Annotated in this window: 9 protein-coding genes and 1 pseudogene; 3 read left to right on the top strand and 7 right to left on the bottom strand. The window is 72.2% G+C overall.

From position 1 onward, the window contains the following. Positions 1 to 18: 18 nt before the first annotated feature. The 3 genes from ACWGDE_RS30155 to ACWGDE_RS30145 all read right to left on the bottom strand — a co-directional run bounded on the left by ACWGDE_RS30155 (position 19) and on the right by ACWGDE_RS30145 (position 3,062). Positions 19 to 963: a 3-oxoacyl-ACP reductase gene (locus ACWGDE_RS30155; protein WP_453392195.1), complete on the bottom strand. Its 945-nt coding sequence runs from the start codon at positions 961 to 963 to the stop codon at positions 19 to 21. Positions 964 to 1,016: 53 nt separating this feature from the next. Continuing rightward, positions 1,017 to 2,093: a Zn-dependent alcohol dehydrogenase gene (locus ACWGDE_RS30150; RefSeq protein ID WP_453392194.1), complete on the bottom strand. Its 1,077-nt coding sequence runs from the start codon at positions 2,091 to 2,093 to the stop codon at positions 1,017 to 1,019. 96 nt (positions 2,094 to 2,189) lie between these two features. Next, a complete protein-coding gene (locus ACWGDE_RS30145) occupies positions 2,190 to 3,062 on the bottom strand; it encodes a MaoC/PaaZ C-terminal domain-containing protein (protein WP_453392193.1) in 873 nt (290 codons plus the stop codon). A gap of 306 nt (positions 3,063 to 3,368) precedes the next feature. Here ACWGDE_RS30145 and ACWGDE_RS30140 point away from each other — a divergent pair, with 306 nt between their 5' ends. Further along, entirely contained in the window at positions 3,369 to 3,728 is a 360-nt protein-coding gene (locus tag ACWGDE_RS30140) for a DNA-binding response regulator (RefSeq protein ID WP_453392197.1), read from the top strand. A 97-nt stretch (positions 3,729 to 3,825) separates the two neighbouring features. Here the strand turns inward: ACWGDE_RS30140 and ACWGDE_RS30135 are convergent, their stop codons facing one another. Beyond that, positions 3,826 to 5,073: a cytochrome P450 family protein gene (locus ACWGDE_RS30135; RefSeq protein WP_453392196.1), complete on the bottom strand. Its 1,248-nt coding sequence runs from the start codon at positions 5,071 to 5,073 to the stop codon at positions 3,826 to 3,828. Positions 5,074 to 5,303: 230 nt separating this feature from the next. On the opposite strand from ACWGDE_RS30135, the gene ACWGDE_RS30130 reads away from it, so the two are divergent. Then, positions 5,304 to 6,365 (top strand): amidohydrolase family protein, encoded by a 1,062-nt coding sequence (locus ACWGDE_RS30130; protein ID WP_453392192.1) that lies wholly within the window; start codon positions 5,304 to 5,306, stop codon positions 6,363 to 6,365. A gap of 127 nt (positions 6,366 to 6,492) precedes the next feature. On the opposite strand, the gene ACWGDE_RS30125 is transcribed toward ACWGDE_RS30130, so the two are convergent. Next, positions 6,493 to 7,680 (bottom strand): lipid-transfer protein, encoded by a 1,188-nt coding sequence (locus ACWGDE_RS30125; RefSeq protein WP_453392191.1) that lies wholly within the window; start codon positions 7,678 to 7,680, stop codon positions 6,493 to 6,495. A gap of 18 nt (positions 7,681 to 7,698) precedes the next feature. Further along, positions 7,699 to 9,828 (bottom strand): acyl-CoA dehydrogenase, encoded by a 2,130-nt coding sequence (locus ACWGDE_RS30120; RefSeq protein ID WP_453392190.1) that lies wholly within the window; start codon positions 9,826 to 9,828, stop codon positions 7,699 to 7,701. Between the two features lie 183 nt (positions 9,829 to 10,011). Here ACWGDE_RS30120 and ACWGDE_RS30115 point away from each other — a divergent pair, with 183 nt between their 5' ends. Next, positions 10,012 to 10,455: a DUF4259 domain-containing protein gene (locus ACWGDE_RS30115; RefSeq protein WP_453392189.1), complete on the top strand. Its 444-nt coding sequence runs from the start codon at positions 10,012 to 10,014 to the stop codon at positions 10,453 to 10,455. Here the strand turns inward: ACWGDE_RS30115 and ACWGDE_RS30110 are convergent. After that, positions 10,443 to 10,969: pseudogene (locus tag ACWGDE_RS30110) on the bottom strand (serine/threonine protein kinase); the annotation flags it as partial. The gene ACWGDE_RS30115 and the pseudogene ACWGDE_RS30110 sit on opposite strands and share 13 nt — an antisense overlap.

Here is a 10,969-nt window from a genome sequence, read left to right as displayed (position 1 = left end):
GCCGACGGCCGTCAGGCGTCAGCCGACGTGCTTGAGGCCCAGGACCTCCGCCGCCGCGAACGTCTCGTTCGCCGGGCGGGAGTCGTAGTGCGGGGTGAGGAGGCCGTCGAGCTCCTCGTAGGAGAAGGACTCCTTGGCGGTGTCGAACTTCGCCGCCACCTTCGGGCGTTCCATCACGACCACGATGCCGCCGTGGACGACGAACAGCTGCCCGTTGGCCTTCGCCGAGGCCGGGGAGGCCAGGTAGCCGACCAGCGGGGAGACGTGCTCGGGGGCGAGGGCGTCGAGCTTGCCCTCCTCCGGGACCTGGAAGCCCGCGAAGACGTCCTCCGTCATACGGGTACGGGCCCGCGGGCAGATGGCGTTGGCCGTGACCCCGTACTTCGCGAGCGCCAGCGCGGTCGAGGTCGTCAGGCCCACGATGCCGCCCTTGGCCGCCGCGTAGTTGGGCTGCCCGGCCGAGCCGCCGAGGAAGGCCTCGGAGGAGGTGTTGATGATCCGGCCGTAGACCGGTCCGCCCGCCGCCTTGGAACGCTCGCGCCAGTGCACGGACGCGAAGTGCGTGGTGTTGAAGTGGCCCTTGAGGTGGACCCGGATGACCGAGTCCCACTCCGCCTCCGACATCGAGAAGACCATCCGGTCGCGCAGGATGCCCGCGTTGTTGACCAGGATGTCGAGCTTGCCGAAGCTGTTCACCGCCAGCTCGACCAGCTCGCGCGCCTGCTCGAAGTCGGCCACGTCGCCGAGGTGCGCCACCGCCTGCCCGCCCGCCGCGCGGATCTCCGCGGCGACCTCCTCCGCCGGGGCGGCCGAGGCCTCCCCGGAGCCGTCGCGGCCGGGCTGGCCGAAGTCGTTGACGACCACGCTCGCCCCGAGCCGGGCGAGCTCGATCGCCTCGGACCGGCCGAGGCCGCGGCCGGCGCCGGTGACTATGGCGGAGAGTCCCTCAAGTGGCAGTGACATCCGTACGGTTCCTCTCGGGTGAGCGATGAGCGGTGAGCTCGGGTCGGCTCGGGTCAGAGTTCGATGCAGGTGCGCAGGGCCACGCCCGTACGCATCTGGTCGAGGGCGTCGTTGATCTCGGCGAGCTGCACGCGGTGCGTGATCAGGCCCGCGAGGTCCACGCGGCCGGCCCGCCACAGCGCGATGGTGCGCTCGTAGGAGCGGAGCACGTCCCCGCCGCCGTACATGGAGGGCAGGATCTTCTTCTCGTCGAAGAAGAGCGAGAACATGTTGATCGAGTAGTTGTCGTCGAGGGCGCCCGCGCCGACCACGACGACGGAGCCGCCGCGGCGGGTCATGTCGTACGCGGTCTTCGTGGTCGCGGACTTGCCGACGACCTCGAAGACGTAGTCGAAGCCCTCGCCCGCGGTGATCCGGTTCTTGGCGTCGGCGAACTCCTCCGGGGAGACCGCCTCGGTGGCGCCGAAGCGCAGCGCCGCCTCGCGCCGGGAGGCGACCGGGTCGACGGCGATGATCTGGGCCGCGCCCTGCACCTTGGCACCCTGGATGACGGAGATGCCGACGCCGCCGCAGCCGATGACCGCGACCGAGGAACCGGCCTCCACCTGGGCGGTGTTGATGGCCGCGCCGAGGCCGGTGGTGACTCCGCAGCCGATCAGGGCGGCGATGTCGAAGGGCACGTCGTCGGGGATCGGTACGGCGCAGCCCGCCGGGACCACCATCTCCTCGGCGAAGGTGCCGGTGCCGGCGAAGCCGAAGATGCTGTTGTCGCCGCGCTGGAAGTTGGGGGTGGCCACGTTGCCGAAGGCCTCCAGGCACAGGTGGCCCTGGCCGCGCTTGCAGGAGGGGCAGTGGCCGCACGGCGGCAGCCAGCAGACCAGTACCCGGTCGCCGATCTTGTGGCTGGTGACGCCGTCGCCCACGTCCGTGATCACGCCGGAGCCCTCGTGGCCCGGGATGAAGGGGGCGGGCTGCGGCAGGACGCCGCTCATGGCGGAGAGGTCGGAGTGGCACAGGCCGGTGGCCTTGATGCGGATCTTGACCTTGCCGGGGCCGAAGCCCACGGCCTGCATGTCCTCGACGACCTCGAGCTTGTCCTGGCCTATCTCGCTCTGGAGTGCTGCGCGCACGGTGCGGCTCCTTCTGTGGGTCTGCGGGGTTGTGCGGTGCGACGACCAAGCGGTCTCGGGGCGGTGCGGAAACGCACCCCACCTCCCCGAGCCCGCTTACCCGTGCTCGACGACGGTGTCGGCGAGGACCGGGGCGTCCTCCCGGTCGACGGCGGTCACCGAGACCAGGACGCGGCCGGGCTCCTGCCACATCCGGATGCGCAGGGTCTCGCCGGGGAAGACGATCCCGGCGAAGCGCGTGCGGTAGGCACGGACGCGGGAGACGTCCCCGTCGAGGAGCGTGTCGACCACGGCCTTCAGGGTCATCCCGTACGAGCACAGGCCGTGCAGGATCGGCTGGTCGAAGCCGGCCAGCTTGGCGAACTCGGGGTCCGCGTGCAGCGGGTTCCAGTCCCCGGAGAGGCGGTACAGCAGCGCCTGCTCCTCGCGGATCTTGCGCTCCTCGATCCGGTCGGGCGCCCGCTCGGGCTGCTCCGCCTTGACGGAGGGGCCGCGGTCGCCGCCGAAGCCGCCCTCACCGCGTACGAAGATCTGCGCGTCGGAGGTCCACAGCGGCCCGTCGGCGTCCGCGACCTCGGTGCGCAGGACGATCACGGCCGCCTTGCCCTTGTCGTAGAGGGCCGCGACCTTGGCGGAGGAGGTGGCCTCACCCTTGACGGGGATGGGCCGGTGCAGCTCGATGGACTGCCCGCCGTGCAGCACGTGGGCGAGGTTGACCTCGATGCCGGGGGCGGCGAGGCCGCCCATCATGGCCATCCCGGCGCCGGCGACGGTCGCGAAGCTCGGGAGCACGTGGAGCTTGGACTCCAGGGTGTAGCGCAGCTCGTCGGGGTCGGTGGCCGCCCCGGGGTTGTGCGGGGACGTTCCGGCGCCGAGTCCGAGGTGGTAGAGCTGGATGTCCTTGTGGTCCCAGGCGATGTTCCCCTGGCGGGGTTCGGCGGCGAGGGCCTTGGCGGCATCGATCGGCATGAGCGTGCTGCTCCCTGTCTCGGGCACCGTCTTCTAAGGCGCCGTCTTGGGCACCGTCTGCTGAAGCACCGGGGCCTTTGGAAGACCTCGGCGCGGCCGTCCGCACCGTCGGCCGCACCGAGGTCGTATGCGGGACCGGCACTCCAGGGACGCGCTCTAGAACGCGTTCTAGGTTGCCGGTGAAGGAATGTATAACGCACGCCCCAGCAGTTGGGAAGACTCCTGACTATCTGTCAGGTGCACTTCGGCCGGGGCGTGTTGCCCTGGAAGGGGAGACTCCGCCCCTACCCTGGCCGGGTGGATGAAATGCCCGTTTCCCAGCGCCCTGTCCGATCCCTGCGGGTGCTCCTGGACCCGCCGAACCCGGCCCTGGCGGTGCTCCTGGGCCTCCAGCCGGACATCGAGGTGGTCACTTCGGCGATGGCCCGCCCGGCGGTCGCGCTGACCGAGTCGGCGGACCGCGTACCGGCCCTCCTGGCGGACGATCCGGAGTGCCGGGTCCTGGTCATGACGGGCTCCGCCCACCCGGGCCTGGCGGAGGCGGTGCTCGCGGCGGGCGGGGCGGGGCTGATCCTGCGGGACGGCCCGGTCGAGGACCTCGCGGACTCCGTCCGGCGGGCCTCCCGGGGGGAGTCGGTGGTCGACCCGGCGCTCGAGGCCCCGTAGCGCGAAGGTCCCGGAGCGCGTGCACACGTACGACGCCCGCCCCGCCGGTCCGAAGGGGACGGGCGGGGCGGGCGTACGAACCGGGGACGGCCGGGGCTCAGCCGCCGGGCTTCGTCCAGTCGTCGACCTCGCGCGAGGGGTCCAGCGCGACCGGGAGCCGTTCCAGCCCGCGGAAGGCGGGGAAGGGCCCCTTGAGCCACTCCTCCTCGCCCGCCGCCGACGTCGCCAGGACCATGTCGGGGAACCGGTCGAGCAGGGTCGTCAGGGCGGTCTCCAGCTCCATCCGGGCGAGGGGGGCGCCGAGGCAGTAGTGGGGCCCGTGGCCGAACCCGAGGTGGGTGCTCTGCAGGCCCGGCCGCGTGATGTCCAGGGTGTCCGGTGCCGGGAACTTCTCCGGGTCGCGGTTCGCGGAGGAGATGGCGATCTGCACGAGGGCGCCCTTGGGGATGGCCACTCCCCCGATCTCCACGTCCTCCAGGGCGTAGCGGAACGTGGAGGTCTCCACGGAGCATTCGAACCGGACGAGCTCCTCGATCGCCTGCGGCAGCAGCTCCCGGTCCGCCTGGACGAGCGCCAGCTGGTCGGGGTGCGAGAGCAGGGTGAAGACCGCGTTGCCGATCTGGTAGGTGGTGGTCTTGTGACCGGCGAAGAGCAGGACCCACATCATCGAGACGAGCTCGTCGTCGGTCAGCGGCCCCTCCTCGTGCTCCGTCCCGATCAGCACGCTGAGGAAGTCGTCCGTGGGGTCCGCGCGCCTGCGGGTGACGAGGCCGGTGAAGTAGTTCCGCAGCCAGTTCTCGGCCGCGGCGAGGTCTTCGGCCATGTCCTTGCTGAACCGGGAGCGCGTCACCTGGCCGAACCACTTCAGGACGTCCGTGCGCTCGTCCCCGACGATGCCGAGCAGTTCGCAGATGACCATGACGGGCAGCGGAAGGGCGAACGAGGCCATCAGGTCGACGGGAGAGTCCGTCGGACACCGCCCCAGCAGCTCGCCGGCGATCTCCTCGATGCGCGGGCGCAGGCCCTTGATGTGGCGGGGGGTGAAGGCCTTGTTGGCGATGTGCCGCAGCCGGGTGTGCCGAGGGGGGTCGGCGAAGAGCAGGTTGTCGTCGAGGGCGTCGCAGGTGCTGCCGAAGACGGCGTGGTAGATGTCGAGGCCCTCGTGCATGTCCTTGCCGATACGCGGATCGGACAGGGCGAGGCGGGCGTCGTCGTACCGGGTGATCAGGTACGTCTCCACCCCGTGCCGGGTCGTCAGCCGGCAGACGGGGGCCTGCTCGCGCAGCGACCGGTAGACCGGATAGGGGCACGTACGGTACTCCGGCGTGCCCATCGACGCGGCCATCACGGCCTCGTCGACCGGGAAGCCGTCGCTCACTGCCACTGCGGGTTCGGTCGTCACGTGTTCGGACCTCTCATGGGACTCGTTTTTCCAGCGGACCTCCTCCCGCGCGAAAACAACCGAATAACCCCGATTACCCCGTTCGGGCCCGAAAGTACGCCCGCCCGAGCGGACCCGGCGGGTCCCGCACCGGTCCCGCGAACGCCCGCGTGCGGCCCACTTACCGTGCCTCCATGCCGGAATTCGCCGAAACCACGAAGACTGCCAAAGGCTCCGAGACGGCCGCCCCCTCCACCTCTCCGGACGAGGACGGCAGCCGGACCCGCATCGACGTGCACCACCACTTCTGCGCCCCGCAGTGGCTGGAGTGGGCCGAACGTCAGGGTCTGGTGAACGCGAAGGCCCTTCCGCCGTGGGCGCGCTGGGACGCCCCGACCGCCCTGGACCTGATGGAACGGGCGGGGGTCGCCACGGCGATCCTCAAGCCCATGCTCCCGGCGCGCTACGAGACCTCCGCGCAGCTGCGGGAGGCCACCGTGATCACCCTGCGGGCTGCGGCCGACGTGGTGGCGGCCCACCCGGGCCGCTTCGCGTTCCACACCCCGCTCTTCCTGGACGACCCCGAGGTCTCCTCCTGGGCGCTGCGGCACGGCCTCGACGAGCTCGGCGCGGTCGGGGTCAACGTGACGGCGAACTACGGCGGCGTGTACCTGGGCGACGCCTCGTACGACCCGCTCTTCGCCGAACTGGACGAGCGGGCGGCGGTGGTGGACACCCACCCGCACAACCTCCCGGGGGGCCCGCCGGGGGCGGTGAGCGTCCCAGGGATCCCGAACTTCCTGTGCGACTTCCTGCTGGACACGACGCGGGCCGCCGCGAACATGATCCACAAGCGGACGCTCGACCGCTTCCCGAACCTCTCGGTGATCCTCCCGCACGCGGGCGGGTTCCTGCCGCACATCGCCACGCGCGTGCAGGCGTTCGCGGGGGCGTTCAGCCCGCCGGTCGAGGCGGCGATGGTCCGCGACCACCTGCAGCGCTTCTACTACGACACGGCCGGCCCCATGTCCCCGGCGGGCACCCTGCTCGCGACGGTGTCCCCCGACCGCATCCTCTTCGGCACCGACTGGCCGGCCTGCCCCACGCCGATGGTCACGGACATCGCCCTCCCCGCGCTGGCGGCGGACCCGTCCCTCACCCCGGCCCACCACCGCGCGATCAACCGCGACAACGCCCTCCGCCTGATGCCGACGCTCGCGACCGCCGGGTCGCACGCGCGGGCCGGCACCGACTGAATCCAGCCCCGCCGGCGTTTGAGGCGCGGGGTCCGGGGGCCGGCCCCCGTGCAGCGGCGCCGCAGACGGCCACCGGCCCGGCACCGGTAGCCGGAGCCGGGCCGCAGAGGGCGACACCCCCGGGCGGCTACTTGCGCAGCAGCGTCACCACCGCCGCGCCGCCCAGGCCGATGTTGTGGGCGAGGCCGACCCGGGCCCCGGGGACCTGCCGCGGCCCCGCCGTCCCGCGGAGCTGCCACACCAGCTCCGCCGCCTGCGCAAGGCCCGTCGCGCCCAGCGGGTGGCCCTTCGAGATCAGGCCGCCCGAGGGGTTGACCACCCACCGCCCGCCGTACGTCGTCGCCCCGGACTCCACCAGCGCACCGGCACCGCCGTCCTCGCACATGCCCAGCGCCTCGTACGTCAGCAGCTCGTTGATCGAGAAGCAGTCGTGCAGCTCGATCACGTCCACGTCCTCGATCCCCAGGCCGGCGGAAGCGAACACCTGCCGCCCCGCCGCCGCCGTCATCGGCTTGCCGACCACGTCGATGCACGAGCCCGACGCGAACGAGGCCTCCGTGTCCGTGGTCATCGCCTGCGCGACGATCTCCACCGCCCGGTCCCCCAGCCCGTGCCGCTCCACGAACCGCTCCGAGACGACGACCGCCGCCGCCGCCCCGTCCGAGGTCGGCGAGCACTGGAGCTTCGTCAGCGGCTCGTGGATGGCCTTCGCCGCCAGGATCTCCTCGACCGTGTACACGTCCTGGAACTGCGCGTTCGGGTTGTTCGCGGAGTGCCGGTGGTTCTTCGCCCCGACCGCCGCCAGCTGCGCGGCCGTGGTCCCGTAGAGCTTCATGTGCTCCCGGGCCGCGTTCCCGAAGATCTGCGCGGTCGGCGGCGACATCTCGAAGCCGTGCCCGGCAGCCATGATCCCGTAGTGCCGGGCCACCGGCGAGGTCTTGAAGTCCCCGCCGTCCGCGCCCCCGCCCAGCGCGCCGCGCTTCATCTTCTCGAAGCCGAGCGCCAGCACGCAGTCGTTGATCCCGCCCTCGACGAACTGCCGCGCCATCATCAGCGCCGTCGATCCGGTCGCGCAGTTGTTGTTGACGTTGTAGACGGGCACTCCGCTCAGCCCGATCTCGTACGCCGCCCGCTGCCCGGCGGTGGAGGCCTGGAAGCAGTAGCCCACGGGCACCTGCTCGACCAGGTCGTAGGCGATGCCCGCGTCGGCCAGGGCCGCCGTTCCGGCTTCCTTCGCCATGTCCCAGTACTGCCAGTCCCGCGACTCCGGCTTCTCGAACTTCGTCATGCCGACGCCCACGATGTACGACTTCATGTCTGTACCCACTGCCCTTCAGTCCCTGGGAAGGCCGAGAATCCGCTCGGCGACGACGTTGAGCTGGACCTGCGTGGTGCCTCCGGCGATGGTCAGGCAGCGGGACATGAGCATCCCGTGCACCGCCCCCTTCCCCGTCCCCTCGCTCACCGCGCCCGCCGGGCCCAGCAGTTCGAGCGCGAGCTCGGCGGTCCGCTGCTGGTGCGGGGTCTGTACGAGCTTGCGTACGGACGCTCCCGCGCCCGGCTCCAGCCCGGACACCTGCTGGAGCGTGGTACGCAGTCCGATGCAGGCCAGCGCGTGCGCCTCGGCGGCCAGTGCCCCGATCCGCACCCGGTACGCGCCTTCGAGTTCGGCGGAGCCGGCGAGCAGCGCCTCCAGGCCGGTGTCGAAGGTCATCTGGTCGGCCATGTGGACGCGTTCGTTGCCCAGGGTGTTGCGGGCGACCTTCCAGCCGCCGTCGGGCGCCCCGACGAGCGCGTCCGCGGGGAGCAGGACGTCGTCGAAGTAGACCTCGTTGAAGAGGGCCTCGCCGGTGATCTCCTTGAGCGGGCGGATGTCGATCCCGGGGGTCTTCATGTCGACGACGAAGTAGCCGAGGCCCTTGTGCTTGGGGGCGTCCGGGTCCGTCCGGGCCAGCAGGATCCCGTAGTCGGCGCTGTGCGCGGAACTCGTCCACACCTTCTGCCCGTTGACCACCCAGCCGTCGCCGGAGGGTGATCTCTCCGCCTTGGTCCGCAGCGAGGCGAGGTCGGAGCCGGCGCCCGGCTCGGAGAAGAGCTGGCACCAGGTGAGGTCCCCGCGCAGCGTGGGCAGCAGGAAGCGCTCCTGCTGTTCGGGGGTCCCGTACGCCAGCAGCGAGGGCACGACCCAGGTGGCGATGCCGAGGTCGGCGACCTTGACCCCGGCGGCCTTGAGTTCCTGTTGCACGACGAGCTGTTCGACGGGTCCGGCACCGAGCCCGTAGGGGGCCGGCAGGTAGGGGGCCGCGTACCCGGTGGGTGCCAGCACCCGGCGGGCGGTGGCGGGGTCGAGTCCGCGCGCGTCCTCGATGGCGGTACGGGCCTTCGCGCGGTGCTTCTCGGCCTGCGCGGGCAGTTCGAGGCGCAGCTCGCGCCGGGCTCCGGCCGCGGCGAGCCGCACGGCGCGGACCCGGTGTCCGTCGCCGGAGCCGAGGAGCTGGCGGGCGACGAGCGCCCGCCGCAGGTAGATGTGGGCGTCGTGCTCCCAGGTGAAGCCGATGCCGCCGAGCACCTGGATGCAGTCCTTGGCGCAGGAGTACGCGGCGTCCAGCGCGGTCCCGGCGGCCAGCGCGGCCACCAGCGAGCGCACCTCGGCGACCTCCTCCGTGGCCTGGGCGGCGTCCCAGACCAGGGCGCGGGCCTGTTCCGTGCGCACCAGCATGTCGGCGCACAGGTGCTTGATCCCCTGGAACTGCCCGATGGGCCGGCCGAACTGCTCGCGGACCTTGGCGTACTCGGCGGCGGTCTGCAGCGCCCAGCCGGCGGTGCCGCAGGCGTCGGCGGCGAAGAGCACGCAGGCGAGGTCCCGTACGAGGGCGGCGTCGAGCTCCAGCAGCCGGTCGGGGCCGGCGGTGACCCCGCGGGCCTGGACCTCGGCGGTGGGGCGGGTGGGGTCGGCGCTGTCGTGGGTGCGGATGTCCAGCGCGACGGCGTCCACGGCGAACCACCGGGTGCCGTGCGCGGTCTCGGCGGCGAGCAGGACGAGGTCGGCCTCGCCGGCGCCCAGCACGGGCGGCGCGCTCCCGTCGAGCAGGTACCCGCCCTCCACGGCCACGGCGGTCAGGGTCCCGGGCCCGAGCGCGACGGCCCCGACCCGCCCGCCGAGCGGCTCGGCCCCGGCCCGGTCCAGGAGTACGGAGGCCAGCGCGCTCGGCAGGTACGCCCCGGGCAGCGCCGCCCGGGCGGCTTCCTCCACGGCGACGGCGAGGTCGAGCAGGGTCCCGCCCTCCAGGTGCGGTTCCAGCAGCCCGGAGGCGAGGAGCCCGTCCCAGTAGGCGGGCCGCGAGCCCGTCTGCGGCGGGGTGTCGAGGAGTTTGCGCACTTCCTCGGGCGGCACGGCCCGAGCGACCCAGCCGCGTACGGCCGCGGCCAACGCCCGCTGTTCCTGTGTGATTCCGATGCCCATGCGCGGCAGAGTAGAACACGTTCCATTCTGACGGAAGGTCAGAACTGCAACGTGTTCTCACAATGGCGGACAGTCGCGCGTGGTGGCCGTGGGCCGCCGTCCGTGCCCTGCCCGTGCCCTGTCCGTGCCCGCTGTCAGTGCCCGGTGTCACGATGTCCGCAGACCACAAGAGCGGGAGAGATCATGGGAACTTGGGACATCGGCCCCTTCGACAACGACACGGCCGCGGACTTCTCCGGCTTCCTCGACGAGGCGCCGGAAGCCGAGCGCGAGGGCATGGTCAGGGACGTCCTGGTCCGCACGGTCGGTACCCACGACTTCCTCGACGACTACCTCGGGGCGAAGGCGGTCGCGGCGGCGGCGCTGATAGCCGCGCAGTGCCCCGGGGGCGAGCCCGTCACCACCGCCTACGGTCCGGACCTGCCCGTGCCGCCGTTCTCCCCCGAGCTGCGCGAACTCGCCGCCCGGGCCCTGGACCGCGTGGCCACCGAGCCTTCCGAGCTGCTGGAGCTCTGGGGCGAGAGCGGCGACGACGGAGCCTGGCGGGCCACCCTCACCCGGCTCCGGACCGTCCTCCTCACCGCGTCCTCCGAGGGAGCGGAGTCCCCGTCGGGTCAGCGCCCGTAGTAGTAGCCGTCACCGTGGGCGGGTCCCACGTTGTGCTGGAGGCCCGCCGGCTCGCTCTTGGTGAAGAAGGACGCATCCAGGACCCCGCAGAACTGGCTGGTGGACTTGCTCTTGTCCACCGCCGCCGCGCCGACGTCGATCCGGTTCCCGCCCGAGGCCACCGAGACCACCTTGGCGATGTTCTCGCAGTGGCCCATTTGGGTTTCGCTGATCAGCCGGACGGACCCGGAGCTCGTGATGGTCACCGTCGCCGGCTGGTCGATGTTGAACTGGCCCTTGTAGGTCCAGGTGCCGGTGAAGTACGCGGGGACCGTGCCGTTGCCGGAGGACCCGCCGCCGCTCGGCGAACCTCCGCCGCTGGGCGAACCGCCCCCGCCGGGGGAACCGCCGCCACTGGGCGAGCCCGAGCCGCCGCCGGGCGTGCCCGCGCCGCCCGGAGCGGAACCCGTACCGGTACCCCCGACCGCCGGGCCGCCGCCGTTCGCGCCGCCGCCGTTCGCGCCTCCCGGGGTCC

This window comes from Streptomyces sp. NPDC054956 (assembly GCF_053609185.1).
This window is presented reverse-complemented; position numbering and strand designations above follow the sequence as displayed.